Genomic DNA, 19,000 nt, shown 5'->3' with positions numbered 1-19,000 from the left:
GGAAAATTTTGAACGGTTTTTTTAGAACATGCTATACTAATTGAAGAATACGTAGAGTATCTCAAAGGAGGTCTTTCTCATTTTTTCTTTTAATGACATCAAAGCACGTTTCCCCCAGGCAACGTTGCATGACAAAGTTGCCACAACGAAGGATATCGAATCCATCGCCTTCGGCAAAAAATATATTTGGCTGCCAACTGACCAATTAAGTGACAGTGAAAAATTGCTGATCCAACTGGGAAACGGCTCTTTGCAACCAGAAATCGATAACCGAAACCATCCATGGTATCCGATTTTATTTGAACATCAGCCCGTTCAAGAGCCAGAGTGGATTCGCTTGCTGCAAGTTCATTTCACCCGAACCATCGACTCTTTGCAATCCGAATGGCTCGCAGAGATCCAGCAAATGCTCCCTAGCGTGGTGGATCTTTTTTTCCTCACCGAAGACCATGCAGTGATCGTAGAAAAACAAGATGGTGCCAATTTGCCCATCGAAGATCTCGACGGCTTATTCGTCGCTTTGGATATGGATTTCGACTGCTATTCTCAGCTGTTCGTCGGTCCCTTCCATCATCCGCGCCACGATTTCACTACCTTATGGGCAAGTGAGTCTACCCTGTTCAAAAATGAGTTAAAAACGAAAACCACCAGTAAAAGTATGGATCTGCCCAAAGTGGTCTTCTCTCTTTTTCGCAACGGCTTTTCCGAGTATATTTCCTTGTTTCGTACCTTGTATCTAGATTGGTTTGAAGAAGAGACCGAAACGATCATTCAATCCCTGTGGCGCAATCAAGGCAATGCAAGCTCCACAGCCAAAGAACTGTTCATGCATCGGAATTCTCTCCTATATAAGATCGATAAGTTTCAAACACTGACGCGCTTAAATTTAAAAAATATGGATGATCTGCTGCTTTGCTATTTATTGATCGATCAGTTCACCCATCAGAGCAATTAAACAACATGCACAAGAAAACGTTTTTTTCTTGTGCATGTTTCCGTTGCACCTTCGAAGCGTTTTCATTTATGATGTTCATGTAAACTAAATGGAAAGAGGTAATCCCAATGGTAGAAATGGCCTTAAAAAATATCCACAAAAAATATGATAATAATGATGCGTATTCGGTAACTGATTTTAATTTAGATATCGCGGATCGCGAATTCATCGTTTTCGTTGGACCTTCTGGTTGCGGAAAATCAACAACGCTTCGAATGATCGCTGGTTTAGAAGATATTTCTGAAGGCGAATTGAGCATCGGTGGAAAAGTAATGAACGATGTGGCACCAAAAGACCGCGACATCGCGATGGTTTTCCAGAACTACGCATTGTATCCCCATATGACTGTTTTCAACAACATGGCATTTGGTTTGAAATTGCGTAAATACGACAAAGAAGAAATTAAAAAACGGGTAGAAAATGCCGCTGAGATCTTAGGATTGACAGAATACTTAGATCGTAAACCAGCCGCCCTTTCAGGTGGTCAGCGTCAACGGGTTGCCCTAGGCCGTGCCATCGTCCGTGATGCCAAAGTCTTCTTGATGGATGAGCCGTTGTCAAACTTAGATGCGAAATTGCGGGTTGCCATGCGTGCGGAAATCGCAAAATTACACCAACGTTTAGAAACAACGACGATCTATGTAACCCATGACCAAACAGAAGCGATGACCATGGCTGACCGGATCGTTATCATGAAAGATGGCTTCATTCAACAAATCGGTTCACCAAAAGAGGTCTACAACACACCGAAAAACATTTTCGTTGCCGGCTTTATCGGTTCACCAGCAATGAACTTCTTCAATGTTACGTTGAAAAACGGTATGATCTCTGATGGACAAAGCTTGAACTTACGTATTCCTGAAGGCAAGAACAAGATTCTTGTGGAAAAAGGGTACGAAGGCAAACAATTAGTCTTTGGTATTCGTCCAGAAGATATTCACAGTGAACAAATCGCATTGGAAGCTTCTCCTGAAGCAACTGTACGTGCCGAAGTAGTCGTATCTGAATTATTAGGTGCAGAAACGATGCTTTATACACGCGTAGGTGCGACTGAATTTATCTCGAAAGTTGATGCTCGTGACTTCCACCGTCCAGGTGAAACGGTTGATTTGGCTTTCAACATCAACAAAGCACACTTCTTCGACAAAGATTCAGAAAATGTCATCACACTTCCTTAATTTGTAGTTACCATGCACTGTTCTCGGATTTGCCCCCTAGGCAGTCGCATTTAACTAATATCCACTTTTATTCCTTATTTGTATCCCCTAAAAACAGACAGTCAGCAGACTGTCTGTTTTTGGGTTTCGTTGTGTTTCCTACGAAACGCTTAGTTACGAACGAGAAACCAGAAGCGGTGTAATCAGCTCATTTCCCCCCTCCTACCGCCCACAGCCACGATGCTTTAAGTACGTGAAACACTCGCCCATCACTTGCCTTTAGACAGCATACGCGTGGTGTCAGCTTCGTCCTCTTCCCCCTCAACTTCTCTTTTGTTTGTCTATGATGCGATGTCCTAAACACGAGAAAACGAACCAACGGGCTTGCCACGCATTGCTGCTTAAGAGGGGCTTTCTTGGCTAGTGTAGGCAGAAAAGCACCACAAAAAGAGTAGTGCTTGTGGGGGATGACAAGCACTACTCTGGGGAGCCTATTCAACTGCTGACCACCTAGCTTTTTGCCAAGCTGCTGGTTAGCGATCGTTTTGCAAGAGGGTCAGGCTGTCTGCAAGGACAGCTTCGCCATCTAACAACTCGTAATCTGTTTCTTTGATCAATTTATAAGGCACCGCTTTGACCATGAGAAAGTCTTTCAATCGATTGACTTCGTACTTCGACTGCGGACCGATCAGCAAGGCATCGACAGTCTGCTGCTGCAGGATCTGTTCAGCAATGATGGCTGGTGCCGAATAGATATGCACGGCTAATCCTTTTTCATCTGCAGCCCGCTGCATGTTTTTCACTAAGAGACCCGTAGTGATACCTGCGGTACAAATCAATAAAATCGTCTTTTGTGCTTGTTCCTCCATAAACAGGCCCTCCTACGATATTTTCTTTTTCTTATTGTAGATATCCAACACGACGGCCAGCAGCAAAATCAACCCTTTGATGGCTTGCTGCCAATCGACACCGACTCCTAAGATCGACATCCCATTGTTTAAGACACCCATCACGAGCCCACCAACGATCGCACCCATCACAGTACCAATACCGCCTGAGGTGGAAGCACCGCCGAAATACACTGCGGCCATTGCATCTAATTCCATTGACGTTCCTGCTTGCGGGGTGGCTGCGTTCAACCGAGCGGCTAAAACCAAGCCCGCCAAAGCTGCCATCATCCCCATGTTCACGAAGACCCAGAAGGTGATTTTCTTCGTCTTGATCCCAGAAAGTTCCGCTGCTTTTTTGTTGCCGCCGGTTGCATAGATTTGACGACCAGCAACGGTTTTGTTAGTCAAAAAGCCATAAGCAGCCACGATCACCCCTAAGACGATCAAAATGATCGGATACCCTTGATAAGAGGCAAAGATATAGGTAGCGCCGAGAAATACGACCGCAGTAAAGACGGCTTTAAAGGCAAAGGCTGCCATTGATTCCACTTCAAAAAGATTTTTTTTGCGACGCTCACGGGTCCGCCATTGGCCTAAAATCAGGATGCCCGTGATCACTACACCTAAAATCATGGAAAGTAAATGGATCTGACCGCCTGCAATATCTGGCAAATACCCAGTAGAAATTTGTTGGAATGCCTTGGGAAACGGCGCCAATGATTGACCCCCTAAGACGACTTGGGTCAGTCCTCGAAACATCAGTAAACCAGACAAGGTCACGATAAATGCTGGGATACCGACATACGCGACCCAGAAGCCTTGCCAGGCACCGATCACTGCGCCCATCAGTAAGCAAAGAGGCACTGCCAGCCAAGGACTGATGCCGTTATTGACCATTAAGACGCCTGCAATCGCACCGACAAACGCCATCACGGACCCTACGGATAAATCAACGTGTCCTAACAAGACGACCAAGAGCATACCAGCTGCCAAAACGAGAATATGACTGTTTTGCAACACGAGGTTGGTGATATTCAGCGGCCGCCAGAAAATCCCGTCGGTCATGAGCTGAAAGGCCACCAGCAGCACTGCTAAGATAATGATCATACTGTATTTGCTAAAGATTTCCAGTGCCTTTTCTTTCAGCGAATGGCTGCGTTCTTTTTTTAATTTGTTGGTTGTTTCCATCTCAAACCCCACTCTCTTCTAATGTCATTAGATTCATCAATCGTTCTTGGTCCGCCTCTTCCCGCAGGACCTCGCCAGTGAAGCGGCCTTCGTTCATCGTATAGATTCGGTCACACATGCCTAATAGTTCTGGCAGCTCCGAGGAGATGATGCAAATGGCTTTGCCAGCTGCTGCCATCTCTTCGATGATCGTATAGATTTCGTATTTCGCCCCGACATCGATCCCACGGGTCGGTTCATCTAAAAATAAGATGTCTGGTGTGGTCATCAGCCATTTTGCCAAAACAACTTTTTGCTGATTCCCGCCGCTCAAGCTGCCGACGTTTTGATAGATCGAATTGGTTTTCGTCCGCATTTTTTTGCGGAATTCTTCAGCCATCGTGACTTCTTTTTCTTTATCGATGACCCCTTGGCGGCTGATTTTGGCAAGACTAGCAATGGTGGTATTCTCGCGAATATCCATCAGCAGATTCAAGCCCAGCGCTTTTCGATCTTCCGACACATAGGCTAACCCATTTTTGATGGCGGTTGGCACGTCTTTGACAGAAATCGGTTGGCCGTCTTTATAGACTTCCCCCGAAATCGAACTGCCGTAGGAATGACCGAAGACACTCATGGCAAACTCTGTCCGTCCCGCACCCATCAAACCGGCGATGCCGATGATCTCTCCTTTGCGGATCATCAAGTTCAAATTCTCATTCACCACACGGGTATGGTCGATTGGATGATGGACCGTCCAATTTTTGACTTCAAAAAACGGTTCACCAATAGTGGGGTTCCGCTCTGGGTAGCGATTGGTCAAATCTCGCCCAACCATGCCGCGAATGATGCGCTCTTCAGAGATTTCGGCACCACTCAGCGTCTCGATCGTTTGCCCGTCACGTAAAATCGTGATGCGATCCGCCACATTGACGATTTCATTCAACTTGTGAGAGATGATGATCGAGGTGATCCCTTGGTTGCGGAACTCTTTGATCAGCTCTAACAGATTGGCACTTTCTTCTTCATTCAACGCCGCGGTTGGCTCATCTAAAATCAACAATCGGACGGATTTTGAAAATGCTTTGGCAATTTCCACCAGCTGTTGATGCCCGACACCGATTTGTGAAACCAGCGTATTCGGGTCTAATTTCAAGCCAACGATCTTTAAGAGGTTGTCTGTTTTCTTTTCGGTCAGATCCCAATCAATGATGCCGTGTTTGGCTTGTTCGTTTCCTAGAAAGATATTTTCTTTGATCGACAGGTAAGGACTTAATGCTAACTCTTGATGAATAATAACGATTCCTTTGTCCTCACTGTCCCGCAAATCTTTGAACTTGCATAACTCCCCTTCATAATAGATCTCTCCGTCATAGCTGCCGTAAGGATAGAGTCCGCTTAAGACATTCATCAGCGTGGACTTGCCAGCGCCATTTTCTCCACACAGTGCGTGGATCTCTCCTCGCTCGATCGAGAGGTTGACGTTATCAAGGGCGCGAACCCCTGAAAACTCTTTGACGATGCCTTTCATCATCAAAATATTATCTGCCATGTTCTTTCACCCTTTTCCTTTTTATGTAAAAGTGGTGCGCTGCCTTTGTAAGAAAAGCGGAAAGAACGAATAGTGGGGATGATTCGTTCTTCCCTACTGCTTTCGGGGAAACCATGTATCTTTTCTCGCTGGATCAGCGCTTCTTGCTTAAATGCCTAGCTCTTCTTCTGTATAGTAATCGGTATCGATCAGTTCTTCTTTGTAGTTGTCGCTATCCACAGAAACGGGATTTGACAAGTAGGTTGGTACGACTTTGACGCCATTGTCATAGGTTTCCGTATCGTTGACTGGCACTTCCTCGCCATTGGTGATGGCTTCGATCATTTCGATCGTGTTTTTCGCCAACACCCGTGTATCTTTGAAAATCGTTTGGGTCTGTTCGCCCGCGATGATCGATTTCACCCCTGCCACCGTCGCATCTTGACCGGTAATCACAGGTAGTGGTTTATCGGAAGAACCATAGCCAACGCCTTTAAGCGATGAAATGATTCCTAGGCTGATTGGATCATAAGGTGAAAGAACGGCATCCAATGTTTGATCCGTATAGTTGGCACTCAACAAGTTGTCCATCCGAGCTTGCGCAGTTGAACCATCCCAACGCAAAGTAGCGATTTGGTTGAAGTTGGTTTGACCAGAAGGAACGACTAGCTGTCCGCTGTCAAAGTATTGTTGGAAGACCGAAAGGACCCCATTATAATTGATCAGTGCATTGTTATCATCTGGAGAGCCGCCGAATAATTCAATGTTAAATGGTCCTTCACCGTCTTTGAGACCCAATTTGTCTTCAATATAAGACGCTTGCAGCACGCCGACTCCAAAATTATCAAAGGTGGCATAATAATCGACGTATTCCGAGTTCATCAGTAAACGGTCATAGGCGATGACTGTGATATCTTCGTTATGGGCTTTTTCCAACACGTCTGTCAGTGCCGAACCATCGATAGAGGCGATCACTAAAGTATCAACGCCTTTGGTGATCATATTCTCAATTTGTGCCACTTGGTTTTCTACTTTGTCTTCTCCATATTGCAGGTCAGTTTTATAGCCGAGCTTCTCTAATTCTTCTACCATGTTGTCGCCATCTGCGATCCACCGTTCTGCCGATTTGGTCGGCATCGCGATCCCAACAAATCCTTTGTCTCCGTCACCGTTTGCCCCGCTGTCTGATCCATTCCCACAAGCTGCTAACAATCCGCCAACCAATAAGGTGGATGCTAGGACGACCAATTTACCAAAAGTACCTTTCATTGTGATCCCTCCATGTCTTTTTCTTACATTCTCAGTATAGCCAGTTAAGGAATCGCTTACATTTAGATTTTTTCGAGGTTTCTTGGATTTCTTGAGAAAAAACGACTCAGTTGCCCCCATTTCTTTTCGTAATCTTGGATTTTTTAAGATTCCCTTGGTTTTTATTTGATTTGATATTTTGTGTAAAGCGCTTCCGTATTTTTTAGTAGAATAGACCATAGAGGTGAAAAAAATGAGGAATATAAAAATTGGGTTACTCGTTTGGTTGTGTTTGTCTTTCTTGGCTGGTTGCCAAGCAGTCAAAGAAACGACCGCTGAAACATCGGAAGAAAGTATCGTGATCGGTTTTTCTCAATCGGGAACAGAAAGCAGCTGGCGCAAGCGCCACACCGAATCGATTCGCACTGAATTAGAGAAGGAAGGCTATGAAGTGCTCTATCGTAACGGCTATATGAATCAAGAACGTCAGATTCAAGATATCCGCAGTTTTATCGTGTATCAAGTCGATGCCATCGTCTTTACCCCGATTCAGGAAAACAATTGGGAACCGATTTTGGAAGAAGCTGCGCAAGCGGGGATTCCCGTTTTCGTGGTGGACCGTCATGTCAACGTCAGCGATCCCTCCTTGTTTCTGACTCATATCGGGCCAAGCTTCAAAGCCGAGGGCAATCGTGCAGGTCTCTACGTCAGCAATTATTATAAAGAACATCAAAATGAAACGATCAATGTTTTAGAATTGACGGGACTGGATGCTACTTCTCCGACGTATTTGCGCTCAGAAGGGTTCCGAGAAACCATCAAGCGTGATTATGCCCACAACAATGTAACGATCCAAGTCAAAGATGAGCTAAATGGTGACTTCATTCGCCGCAAAGGCAAAGAAGTCATTGAACAATACATCGCAGAAGGCAAAATGGAGCAGATCGATGTCTTGTTCAGTCACAATGACGAGATGACTCTTGGCGCTCTTGAAGCCCTCGAAAAAACCGATATTGAGCCAGGGAAGGATTTGGTGATCGTATCGATCGATGCCCAAAAAGAAATGATCGACAAATTGAAGCAAGGGATCGTCAATTGTGTCGTTGAATGCAACCCAGACGCTGGTGTGTTCGTCAAAAATGCCATCTCGCGCTACTTGGCTCGCGGCGCCGATGCCATTCCTCGTGAAATCTATGTCCATGAAACAGTTTTTTCCAGTGATATGGACTTTGATCAAATTCCACCGAGAAATTATTGAGGAGATAAAGATGAAAACAAAAAGTATCAAGGGCATCTTCCAGCAGACCAACAAACTGATGATCCTCGTCGCCTTTATCCCCCTCGTAGTAAGCAGTGTCTTTTACTCGCGACAGATTTTTATTTACCAAAACACCATCAACAATATTGAAGAAGCCAATCAATTATCGGAAAAAGTCGATGCCATTGTCTTGGAAGAAATGTGGGATTTAGTCTTTGGTCAAAAAACCGTCGCACAAGTCCAAGAAACCAATGTGATCGATGAACTAAGGAGCGATCTGCAGCACATTCAAGAAAATACCAGCACTGCCAAAGAGCTCAATATTTTAGCAGTCGCCTTTCGGACGCTCGATTCTTTAGAAACCTATCAGCAACAGTTGATCGATAATATTCTCAACGATGAACCGGTGGAACAAAACCAATACGTCATGATCCAAGTGGATTCGGTGATCGATTTGCTATCCGATATTTTGCAGCAGTTTGTCGGGGTAGAGATCAGCTTAGCCAGCCAAACCAATCACGAATTGGTCCAATCCGTGTTGCTGCTGATCCTTTTTCAGGTCGTGTTGCTTTTGATCATCTTTGCGATCATCAATAAAAACCGCCGCTTTGTTCGTGACAATCTGCAATACCCGTTGGATCGGTTGTTAGACCTTTCCAATGAACTATCCCAAGGACATTTGAGCTACCGAGCAGAACTGCCCGAAACCCCAGAACTGCGGACTCTGACGAGTAGCTTGAATCGAATGGCAGATGACTTGACTCGGCTCTTGGAAGAAAATGCCTTGAAGCAGTATCACTTAGCCCAAAGTGAGGTGCGGGTCTTACAAGCCCAGATCACTCCACATTTCATCTATAATAGTTTAGATGCGATCGTTTCTTTGATCGAAGCTGCCCGTTTTGAGCAAGCAACCGAAATGACTTATGCGCTGTCAGATTTTTTCCGCATCTCCTTAAGCAAAGGGCAAGACTGGATTCCGCTGGAAAAAGAATTGCGGCATGTGGATGATTACTTGAAGATTTTGCAGATCCGCTATGGCAGGATGCTGTCTTACACCATTGAAGATCAAACCGTCAGTCCAGAACTACAGGTTTTGAAAATGGTCCTGCAGCCCCTTGTTGAAAACGCCGTATATCATGGCACCAAATTTGTCCGTCGTGTCGGCATGATTCGAATCACAGTGTCAGAATTGCCTCACCAGATTCAAATGACCATCAGTGACAACGGTGTTGGGATCGACCCTGAGCGTTTGCAGGAGATTCGTCGTAACCTTAAAGAAACCACTGATCCCGCCTCTGAGAGCGGCTATGGCCTATATAACGTCTATCGCCGTCTCCAGCTGAACTACGGCAGCGAAGCGCAACTGACGATCCACAGTCAATACCAAGAAGGCACCACGATTAACGTCACAGTACCAAAAAGGGAGGAATCCAACCATGTACAAAGTGTTCATAGTTGAAGATGAACATCTGATTCGCGATAGTTTGCGCCACCAAATCATGACTCTCGCCAAACAATACCCGATCGTTTATAGCGATGAAGCCGCAGATGGCGAATTGGCGCTGGCTTCGATCCTTGATCTGCGTCCTGATATTATTATCAGTGATATCAAAATGCCGTTTATGGACGGCTTGGTCTTTGCGAAAGAAGCCAAGAAATTATTGCCGCAAGTTCGCATTATTTTCGTTAGCGGCTTTGATGATTTTGACTATGCAAAAACGGCACTGCAGCTGCAAGCAGACGATTACTTGCTCAAGCCCATCAAAAACGAAGAATTAGAACAAGCCATCAAAACCGTCGTTCAACATTTAGATGAACAACAAGCCACTCATCAACAATTATCCAAAGAAGACGATTTATTCGAAATGGAAATCAAAAAGAATCACTTTCTGAATCACCTCTTTAAACAAAAGATCACGATCTCAGAAGCCTTTTTGCAAGCAGAAGAACTGGGCCGGCGCTTTTCAGGCAAACAGTTTTGTGTGCTCTTAGCAAAAGCCCCCTTCAATCAAAGCTTTTCTGACTACACTCGCTTTAGCCAGCAGCTGACCAAAGCCTATGAACAAGACGATGCCGTCTTGTTCTCCAGTGTTTCTAGCCGCTTCATCAAGTTTTTGCTTTTTGACCATGACCGAGAACAAGTTTTAGAAAAAGCCTATCAGATCGCTCAAAGCCTCGTTCATGGTTCTGGGGAAGAAGTAGCAGTGGCGATCGGACCGGTAGCAGATCGCTTCTCGGGCATCTCTCTTTCTTATCAGAAAGCTCGTGACATGCTAAAAACCTATGGCAGCATCCGCAAGGAAAAAATCATCAGCTATGAAGACGACATTCGCGAAGGGGAACTGTCCCCCACCAATCCCTTCAAAACCGACCTTGCTTCACGGCTGGCAAATGCTGGGAAACAGACGATCCCTGAGCTGATCGCTGAATTGATGGCGCCTCAAGGAACCGTTGAGCGAACGCAAATGTACCGTTTGTTCGTCTTAGTCGAACTGCTGGCATTGTTGAAGAAAAAAGACAGTCATTCGCTGCCCCAGATCGTTCAACACGCCCATGACTTAGATTATCTAGCGGCATTGACCCATGAGCCAGAGAACTATCAAACGACTCTGGCAGAACTGTTGCCGCTATTGACCCAACAACCCATCAATCCTGCAATGGCGAAATATCAAAGCGTCATCAATCAAGCCAAAGCCTTTATCAGTGAGCACTTTTCTGATCCCAATATTTCCTTAAATGTAGTTGCTGAAAAAGTTCATTTGAGTCCAGCACATTTCAGCACCATCTTCTCGCAAGCCACTGATTCTACGTTTATCGAATACTTGACCGAGCAACGGTTGACCTTAGCTAAGGAACTGCTGTTAACGACCAATCTACGGCTATCTGAGATCGCCTTTGATGTTGGCTACAATGACCCAAATTATTTTTCCTTTTTGTTCAAGAAGAAAGAAAAAATCTCACCGAAAGAATATCGTCAAAAAAATGCCTAAATGAGTGAAGGGATGCAAAAAAAGAGTGAGGGACAGCAAAATCGTCCTCACTCTTTTTCATTTTCTACCTCATGCAGTTATTTCTTCTCCATAGCAGCTTTTAAAGCAGCTGCTAATGGGCTTTCTTGCGGTTCTTCTTGATTGATTTTGTTCATCAAGCGGCGTTCTTCGTGTTTCGACAGCTTTTTGCTGCGTTCCTTTTTATCCGCCATTTTTTCGGTGGTCCCATCGAATTTACAGCGGAAATAGGCGCCGTTTTTGCCTTCAATGATCTCCATCTTTCGGTGGCATTGCGGGCAGCGTCGGTTTGAAACTTTCGGGTCTTTCCGACGACGGTACTTGCAGGTCCCACTGGAGCAAACATAGATCTTGCCATCACGGGTATTTTTCTCCCGCAAGGGTTCGCCGCATTCGGGACAACGTTTTTGGGTCAATGAGAAATCTTGGTACTTGCTTTCGCTTTGCTTGATTTCTTTGACCAGTTGTTTTGTGTCTGCTTCGATTTGTGCGAGGAAGGTTTGGGCAGAATAGGTGCCTTTCGCAATGGCTTCCAGTTCCTTCTCCCATTTTTCCGTCAATTCTGGTGTCACCAAGGATGGATTGACTAAGACTAACAGCTGCTTGCCTTTTGGCGATACTTGCAAGCCGCTTGGGGTCCGCTCCATCAGCTCAGATTTGATCAGCTTTTCAATGATCTCCGCACGGGTTGCCGGCGTACCAAGACTGTGTTTTTCCATTTTGCCTAAAAGAGTTCCTTCATTCAACGGTTTCGGTGGTGTAGTCAACTCTTTCTGGATGGTAAACTCAGGCTTGACAGTACTGCCTTTTTGCCAAGCTATGTCACTGGTTTCTTCTTCAGAAGTCGTTTTCCATCCCGCTTCTAACACGGTATTGCGGTTGAATACAAAGGTTTCTGAACCAAAGGTCACGGTCACTTTCTGCTGCTGCTTTTTATGGGGTTTCGCAAAGAGCATCAAGAAACGACTAACGATCATTTGATAGATTCGTTGTTCATCGGTAGTTAATTTTTCATAACGTGCCCGCTGTTCCGTTGGCAATAGGGCATGGTGATCGGTAACTTTTTTATCATTGAAGACAGCTTGTTGCACCACTTGTCCGCCATTTTTCAAGTATCCTTTGACTTCTGGGGCAAAATCCGCAACTGCCTGCAGGCGTTCCTTCATGGTTGCCTTCATATCATTGGTCAAATACTTGGAATCCGTCCTTGGGTAAGTGACGATTTTATGGGTTTCATACAAGCTTTGAACAAGCGACAAGGTCTTCTTGGCTGAAAACCCATAACGCTGATTGGCTTCTCGTTGGATCTCGGTCAAATCATAAGGCAATGGTGCACTTTCTGTTTTGACCTTTTCTTCGATCGCTGTCACGCGACCATTTTGTTGACTCATTTGCTTGACCAATGCTTCGGCGTCGCTGCGTTCTTTTAGTTGATAGGGATTTTTTTGCTGCAGGCGAGCCTTGGCATCGCCTACGTTTAGGGTAATCACATGATAGGTTTGCGGACGGAAACTCTCGATCTGCATTTCCTGACTGCGCACCAAAGCTAAGGTAGGGGTTTGGACCCGACCCGCACTAAGATTGTCTTGATATTTGACCGTCAACGCCCGGGTGACATTCAACCCTACCAGCCAGTCGGCTTTTGCCCGCGCAAGGGCGGAGTAGTAAAGATTGTCGTAGTCCTTGGCTGACTGCAATTTTGCAAAGCCTTCTTTGATGGCTTTAGGGGTTTGCGAAGAAATCCACAAACGTTTGACTGGTTTGTCAAAACGAACCCACTCCAAAATCCAGCGAGCGACTAGCTCCCCTTCTCTTCCCGCATCGGTAGCGATCACGACTTCCCCGACATCTTTTCTTTGAGCCAACTGTTTGATGGCTTTTAGTTGATGACCGGTTTTTGGCAACGGCTTGATCCCGATGGACTTAGGGATCATCGGTAACGTTTCCATCTGCCATGATGCCCAGTCTTTGTTTAAATCTTCAGGCATTTTCAAGCCCAATAAATGACCAAGGGCCCAAGTAACGATCGCCTTGGGTCCTTCGTAATAATTTTTATGTTTTTGCTCACAGCCCAAAACTTTGCTGAGGTCTTTGGCAACGCTTGGCTTTTCCGCTAGAATTAGTTGTTTCATAAAAATCTTTCCTGCTTTCATCGACGACTTGCTGATATTCTTTGAGCAATGCCAGTCCAATATATTGTTGGAGGTAATCGTCGCATTCTTCGCACCAGCGTTCGTCTTCTTCATTCCAAAAAGCCGTCATAAAGTTTGATTTTGCATTTATGTACGAATACTCTTCTCTGATTTCTTGCCATTTTTGTTCATAAAATGACTGCGCCTCGCTGAAAGTTGCAAATGTGAACGCCTCTTGAATATCTGACTGCCATCCCTCAAAAAACCACCACGGTTCATTGTCCCCATACATGACTACTACTTGATACATTCCATTGCTCCTTTCACGATTCCTTCCTCATATTAGTCACTTTTACTTAAACTTGCAAGGAATAAGTTTCAGCATTTAAACATTGCTTTAAAAATTCATTAAACCCTCGTTTTTTTGTACGATTTATCGGTTGTTTAAGATTACATCATTTCTATGCCCCTATAGTCTAGCACAGATGTTTCCTGTTGTGAATATAACATCAAAAGATTAAAAAAATATCAAACAAGATTTATTTTAACCTCGTAAAAAAAATTTGTCTGCGATGGATATGCTACAATAATGACAATCACGAAATTGCCAGGAGGTGCCCCATGTATCTCGAACAAATCACTTTTCCCGATCAAGAGACCGAGTTTGATTTTTTCCTTTCCATCAAACGAACCGTTTATGATTCTTACTACCCTTTTCAGATTCTCAGTGCCCGCCTTTTTCAGCAGATCGATTTTGAACCGGTCACGATCTTATATGGCGGCAATGGTTCTGGCAAAACCACCGCATTGAACGTGATTGCCGAAAAGATCTACGCGCAGCGCTTTGCTGCGTATAATCGCTCGAATTTTTTTGAATCAAGGGATCGATCATCGCCGAGAAGAAGTATTCCAAGAATACTACCAAGCAAAGTATGCAGACTTTCGTTTCACGGGTTTTGACGATTACCATGAATTGAAGAAAATCAATCTTGCACGATCCAACACACAGTCCAAATTCACCCGCAAGCACTTGATCGACAATGTCCGAGAATATTCCAATGGTGAAAGTGCCTTTCGCTTCTTTCAAGAAAAGATTCGTCCCAACAGCCTTTACTTATTAGATGAACCAGAAAATTCTCTTTCTGCTGAGCGTCAGCTGGAACTGGTGCAGTTACTGGAAGATTTTGTTCGCTATGAACAGTGTCAGTTCATTATTGCTACCCATAGTCCTTTCGTTTTGTCTTTAAAGGAAGCCAAAATCTATGATTTGGATCAAACGCCCGTCGATGTTCGGAAGTGGACCCAGTTAGCTAGTGTCCAGCAGTATTACCGCTTTTTTCAAGCACACCAAGCCGAATTTGATGATCGATCATGAGCCAAGCAACCCAGTTTCCGTCAAAGATTTCTTTTGGCGGCTTTTTTTTCCGCCACACTCACACAAAGACTAAAATCAAATTGATCAGAGCAATAAAGAAGGCGACAACTCCCACAATTTTGCCCCACTTGACTTCTGCTTGATTATACTGATCGGAATGCCCCGCAATTTGAGAGGACAAAAAGTAGAACTTTTTAAAAACAAGCAAATACCCGGCTAAACCCAATAGTACGGCTAAGGCAAGATGGTTGATTTGGCTTGAAATGACCTGAGTCTGATGAAGCATCACCACCCCTAAGACACTAACGACAAACCCCCATTTCATGAGATTGGCTTTGGTACGATTCATGCTCCTCCTCCTTTCTTTTAAAAATGCCAATACATCAAAAACATTCATTTTCTATCTAAATTATAGCATAATTTGACTATTTTTTTAAAATGGAAAGCGCTCGCTCTAATCGGTTTTTCGAATTGATTTATAAAAAGCCCTAGCTAAGTGCAACTGATTGGTTCAGTGTTCTTAGCTAGGGCAGATTGTGTTAGTGGTTAAACATATTGTAATTCTTTGGCTTCTTTGTAGGCTGCATCGATCAAACCGCCGCCCAAGCATTCCATCCCGTCATAAAAAACGACTGCTTGTCCAGGAGTGATGGCGCGTACTGGTTCGTCAAAAATCACTTCTGCTCGATCTCCATCTAATAGACGCACCGTTACCGGTACATCTTGTTGACGGTAGCGGAATTTTGCTGTGCATGAAAATTCCGTGCCGCGGTCTTGTTCTGTAGTAAAGTGGATTTGGCTTGCTTCCAAGCGATCTGCATACAAAGCGGGGTGATGGAATCCTTGTCCCACATACAAAGTGTTGGTCGCTAAGTCTTTTCCTACGACAAACCATGGTTCTTGAGTGGCACCGCCGCCGCCAATGCCTAAGCCTTGACGTTGTCCGATGGTGTAGTACATCAAGCCATCGTGTTGTCCTTTGACTTCGCCATCTAATGTAACCATATTGCCTTTTTTCGCTGGCAAGTAATTACTCAAAAATTGTTTGAAATTCTTTTCTCCGATAAAGCAGACACCCGTGGAATCTTTTTTCTTGGCTGTTGCTAGACCTGCCCGTTCAGCGATCGCTCGTACTTCTGATTTTTCCATGCCGCCTAGGGGGAACATGGTTTTGCTCAATTGTTCTTGTGACAATTGGCTTAAGAAATACGTTTGATCTTTGTTGTTATCCACGCCTCGCAACATATGAGTCACGCCGTTTTCATCAACGGTCACTTGCGCATAATGGCCAGTTGCTACATAATCGGCACCAAGATCCATCGCATAATCCAAAAAGGCTTTGAACTTGATTTCCTTGTTACACATGACATCTGGATTAGGTGTCCGTCCGGCACGGTATTCTGCAAGGAAATATTCAAATACACGGTCCCAATATTCTTTTTCGAAATTCACTGAATAATAAGGAATCCCGATTTGCGCAGCCACTTTGGCTACGTCTTTGTAGTCTTCTGTTGCGGTACAAACACCGTTTTCATCGGTATCATCCCAATTTTTCATAAAGATCCCGACAACATCATACCCTTGTTCTTTCAGCAAAAGTGCTGTTACTGACGAGTCTACCCCGCCACTCATTCCAACCACCACACGGGTGTTTTCGTTAGACATGATCGTTTCACCATCATTTCAATTATAGATTCTGAAATCATCTACGATTTGAAGGTCGCAACTTTTCAGTAATTTGCATTATACAACAAAACACAAAAAAGTTCACTGTTTGCTGTCTTTTCTTATAAATTCCTTTTTTAGAAAAGTCATCTGGAGGAAACCCGCTGTTCGTTCTTCCCCCATTCAGCCCAATAGAAGAAGCGCTGCTTTTTGTGTATCTTATCGATAGCCGTCCAAACGACTCCCATTGTTCAAAGACAACTAGATAAGCGAATGCTAAGAAGCCGCATTTTACCTTTTAAACGGTCGTTTGTCATAAAATCGTATGGAATTCTTCAGGAAAAGCAGAAATGCCGCTATCAGAAAAAGACTATACTTCTTTTAGATACTACTTTATGAGGAGGGGCATTTCATGAGATCACACACAGGGATATCGAAAACTAGGAGAAACGACGGAAAGAAAAGAAAGAGCCTTGCACTGCTGTTTTTTCTCATCGGTGGTGTTTTTGTCATTCATTACGTGATTGATCAGGTCAGGGATGTTGCGTTTGATCAGACAGCGCTTGTCTCAAAAGAGTTCACTCACCGAGCCAATCAAGTGATTCAACAAGCGATGGCAGACACGCAGCAACTGTCGTTGATTGTACAAACCGATCAACGCTGGGGCAATGACACATATGGATATGGAGAAGCGCAAAATACGTTTGCAGCAAACGGGTGCGCTATTGCTTCTTTAGCGATGATCGATTCTTTTTGGACGGATCATCCGTCGAATCCTGACAAATTATTAAAGTGGGCTGGCGATCAATTTTATCTTCCCAAACAAGGAACGAGTTGGCAAATCTTTCCTCAGTTTGCCGAAGCTTTTGGTTACCAATTTGCCGATTTAGGAAGTTCCTTTGCGGCTGCCTATGAGAAAATGACACAAGGTATCCCCGTTGTGGTCTCGGTTCAAGCAGGAACCTTTACGACCTCAGGACATATCATGGTATTGGCTTTGAACAAAGAAGGAAATGTTCAAGTATTCGATCCTAATGATTCCCCCGAAAAAGCCCATTATGAGAAAAGCTACCCTAACGATGTCTTTCAAGCAGAAGGAATCCATTATTGGAGCTTTTGGCTTTGATGTTCTGATCGGCTGAAGCGACAAAAAAAGACTAGCCGAAGCTAGTCTTTTGCTTATCTTACTATTATTGAACGCGTGGTTCGTTGTTTTCTTGAATACGCGTCGTTGTTCGGTTGAAGGCACCTTTGGCTTTACGTGTTTGTTTTGACGCAAAGTCGCCAGTTGTTTCTGCCGCACTGCTTACTTTGTCTTGAACTGTTTCAGAGTCTTTTTCGAATTGTTCACGTGTTTTGACATCTGCTACGTTCACGTTTACTTCGATGACGTCTAAATTCGTCATTTTGTTGACTTGTGTTGAAACAACCTCTTTGATTTGGTCGTAGATCGTGGTCATGTCGCTGCCGTATTCTGCAACGATATCAAGATCGACTGCCACTTGTTTTTTCCCAACTTCAACGTTGATCCCTGAAGTCACATCATCGGTGTTGACTAATTTACCTGCAATATTTGAGAAGAAACCGCCATCGACTGTTAAGAGTCCGTCTACAGATTCTAATGCAATGCCTACGATTTTTTGAATCACTTTATCTTCGTAAGTTAATTCTCCTTTAACACCTGTTGTTGGTTTTGTTTGGTTTTCCATCGTACATTCCTCCTACTATAATCTTGATATAAATTAAACTAATAATGTTACCAAAGTTAACGGCGCGGTCTTTGAAATTGTTCAAAGAATCCGACTTCTTTGAGATAAAATCCCAGATACATACCTAGTGCCGTAAACAGCACCAGCAGTATGGTTTTCAAAAAGCCGATCGTTAGAAACAGGATCGCTAGGATCAAACCGAAACCTGCAAAGATAAGCGGGATCTTATAGTGGTAGAACCATTCACTCATACCTGTTCCTCCTAAACTACACGCGGCTGGTCATGGGCTGCTGGCGTTTCTTGCGTATCTTTTAAGACAACTTCCGTTTGGATATTGCTTTCGATACCGAAAAGCTGCTGCAGACTGCTGCTGATCTCACCAACCAATGCTTCTTGTTTTTGCGGGATGGCTGCTGTTTGTTTCATTTCTCCATCGATTTTTACGGATACTTTATTCTTGACGATTTTGATTTTTACGGATGGCTGATGGATGAAATCTGCTTGTTTCACCCGTTCAAGCACAAAATGCTCTAACGCCTTCTTCTGAATCACTAAATCGCCTGTCTTATGGGAAATGATCAAGCGGTCCGAACGTTTTGGATAAAACAAAACGACAAAGAGCGCGATCACGGTAAAAATGGCGAAGCCAACAGATAACCAAAAGAGCAGCATACTCATGGAAGATCCGACCCAAGGATATTCATCCAAAGGAATCAAGTAAACAGGCAATGAAGCCGCTTGCTGATTGGCGATGATCCCAAAATAAAAGACAAGTAAGAGTAAAAGCAATCCGATGATAAAAATCACTTTAGAAATCTTACGCATTGGCAACCTCCTTTACTGCTTTCTACTTAAAGCATACACA

17 protein-coding genes and 1 pseudogene are annotated in these 19,000 nt (G+C 44.2%); 7 read left to right on the top strand and 11 right to left on the bottom strand.

Going from position 1 to position 19,000, the window contains the following annotated elements:
• Positions 1-124: 124 nt before the first annotated feature.
• Positions 125-955, top strand: a complete 831-nt coding sequence (locus tag IGI96_RS09770) for a helix-turn-helix domain-containing protein (protein WP_010748709.1) — start codon at positions 125-127, stop codon at positions 953-955.
• 107 nt (positions 956-1,062) lie between these two features.
• Complete coding sequence (locus IGI96_RS09765) at positions 1,063-2,172, top strand: ABC transporter ATP-binding protein (protein WP_005227260.1); 1,110 nt, start codon at positions 1,063-1,065, stop codon at positions 2,170-2,172.
• A gap of 512 nt (positions 2,173-2,684) precedes the next feature.
• Here IGI96_RS09765 and IGI96_RS09760 read toward each other — a convergent pair.
• The 4 genes from IGI96_RS09760 to chvE form a co-directional block, all read right to left on the bottom strand.
• Positions 2,685-3,020, bottom strand: a complete 336-nt coding sequence (locus tag IGI96_RS09760) for a PTS sugar transporter subunit IIB (RefSeq protein ID WP_010748708.1) — start codon at positions 3,018-3,020, stop codon at positions 2,685-2,687.
• A gap of 12 nt (positions 3,021-3,032) precedes the next feature.
• Positions 3,033-4,229 (bottom strand): multiple monosaccharide ABC transporter permease, encoded by a 1,197-nt coding sequence (mmsB, locus tag IGI96_RS09755; RefSeq protein WP_005227258.1) that lies wholly within the window; start codon positions 4,227-4,229, stop codon positions 3,033-3,035.
• Position 4,230: 1 nt separating this feature from the next.
• Positions 4,231-5,760 carry a multiple monosaccharide ABC transporter ATP-binding protein gene (mmsA, locus tag IGI96_RS09750; RefSeq protein WP_005231476.1) on the bottom strand — a complete coding sequence of 510 codons (1,530 nt, stop codon included), beginning with the start codon at positions 5,758-5,760 and terminating at the stop codon, positions 4,231-4,233.
• A 147-nt stretch (positions 5,761-5,907) separates the two neighbouring features.
• Positions 5,908-7,008, bottom strand: coding sequence for a multiple monosaccharide ABC transporter substrate-binding protein (gene chvE / locus IGI96_RS09745; RefSeq protein WP_005231478.1), 1,101 nt, complete (start codon positions 7,006-7,008; stop codon positions 5,908-5,910).
• A gap of 232 nt (positions 7,009-7,240) precedes the next feature.
• Here chvE and IGI96_RS09740 point away from each other — a divergent pair, with 232 nt between their 5' ends.
• The 3 genes from IGI96_RS09740 to IGI96_RS09730 are packed head-to-tail and all read left to right on the top strand — an operon-like array spanning position 7,241 to position 11,235.
• Entirely contained in the window at positions 7,241-8,245 is a 1,005-nt protein-coding gene (locus IGI96_RS09740; RefSeq protein WP_005227255.1) for an ABC transporter substrate-binding protein, read from the top strand.
• 10 nt (positions 8,246-8,255) lie between these two features.
• Positions 8,256-9,704: a sensor histidine kinase gene (locus tag IGI96_RS09735; protein WP_086339060.1), complete on the top strand. Its 1,449-nt coding sequence runs from the start codon at positions 8,256-8,258 to the stop codon at positions 9,702-9,704.
• On the top strand, positions 9,682-11,235 hold the full coding sequence (locus IGI96_RS09730) for a response regulator (RefSeq protein WP_438785076.1): 1,554 nt from the start codon (positions 9,682-9,684) through the stop codon (positions 11,233-11,235). Before IGI96_RS09735 ends, IGI96_RS09730 begins: the two co-directional genes overlap by 23 nt.
• Before the next feature lie 77 nt (positions 11,236-11,312).
• On the opposite strand, the gene IGI96_RS09725 is transcribed toward IGI96_RS09730, so the two are convergent.
• Positions 11,313-13,385: a DNA topoisomerase III gene (locus tag IGI96_RS09725; RefSeq protein WP_074934407.1), complete on the bottom strand. Its 2,073-nt coding sequence runs from the start codon at positions 13,383-13,385 to the stop codon at positions 11,313-11,315.
• Positions 13,318-13,695, bottom strand: a complete 378-nt coding sequence (locus tag IGI96_RS09720; RefSeq protein ID WP_005227251.1) for a DUF1033 family protein — start codon at positions 13,693-13,695, stop codon at positions 13,318-13,320. The genes IGI96_RS09725 and IGI96_RS09720 overlap by 68 nt, the downstream gene beginning before the upstream one ends.
• A gap of 311 nt (positions 13,696-14,006) precedes the next feature.
• On the opposite strand from IGI96_RS09720, the pseudogene IGI96_RS09715 reads away from it, so the two are divergent.
• Positions 14,007-14,760: pseudogene (locus tag IGI96_RS09715) on the top strand (AAA family ATPase).
• A gap of 58 nt (positions 14,761-14,818) precedes the next feature.
• Here the strand turns inward: IGI96_RS09715 and IGI96_RS09710 are convergent.
• Together IGI96_RS09710 and mnmA are read right to left on the bottom strand one after the other, a co-directional pair.
• Positions 14,819-15,109 carry a hypothetical protein gene (locus IGI96_RS09710; RefSeq protein ID WP_438785075.1) on the bottom strand — a complete coding sequence of 97 codons (291 nt, stop codon included), beginning with the start codon at positions 15,107-15,109 and terminating at the stop codon, positions 14,819-14,821.
• Between the two features lie 197 nt (positions 15,110-15,306).
• Entirely contained in the window at positions 15,307-16,425 is a 1,119-nt protein-coding gene (gene mnmA, locus IGI96_RS09705) for a tRNA 2-thiouridine(34) synthase MnmA (protein WP_026008140.1), read from the bottom strand.
• Between the two features lie 412 nt (positions 16,426-16,837).
• Here mnmA and IGI96_RS09700 point away from each other — a divergent pair, with 412 nt between their 5' ends.
• A complete protein-coding gene (locus IGI96_RS09700) occupies positions 16,838-17,551 on the top strand; it encodes a C39 family peptidase (RefSeq protein WP_086339058.1) in 714 nt (237 codons plus the stop codon).
• A 64-nt stretch (positions 17,552-17,615) separates the two neighbouring features.
• Here the strand turns inward: IGI96_RS09700 and IGI96_RS09695 are convergent, their stop codons facing one another.
• From IGI96_RS09695 to amaP, 3 genes are read right to left on the bottom strand one after another with little or no spacing between them, the layout of a single operon-like run.
• A complete protein-coding gene (locus IGI96_RS09695) occupies positions 17,616-18,134 on the bottom strand; it encodes an Asp23/Gls24 family envelope stress response protein (protein ID WP_005227237.1) in 519 nt (172 codons plus the stop codon).
• A 56-nt stretch (positions 18,135-18,190) separates the two neighbouring features.
• A complete protein-coding gene (locus IGI96_RS09690) occupies positions 18,191-18,385 on the bottom strand; it encodes a DUF2273 domain-containing protein (RefSeq protein WP_005227236.1) in 195 nt (64 codons plus the stop codon).
• Between the two features lie 11 nt (positions 18,386-18,396).
• Positions 18,397-18,960, bottom strand: coding sequence for an alkaline shock response membrane anchor protein AmaP (amaP, locus tag IGI96_RS09685; protein WP_060792382.1), 564 nt, complete (start codon positions 18,958-18,960; stop codon positions 18,397-18,399).
• Positions 18,961-19,000 lie beyond the last annotated feature (40 nt).

Source organism: Enterococcus sp. DIV0421 (assembly GCF_051713745.1).
In the GTDB taxonomy this organism is placed as follows: domain Bacteria; phylum Bacillota; class Bacilli; order Lactobacillales; family Enterococcaceae; genus Enterococcus_D; species Enterococcus_D casseliflavus.
This window is presented reverse-complemented; position numbering and strand designations above follow the sequence as displayed.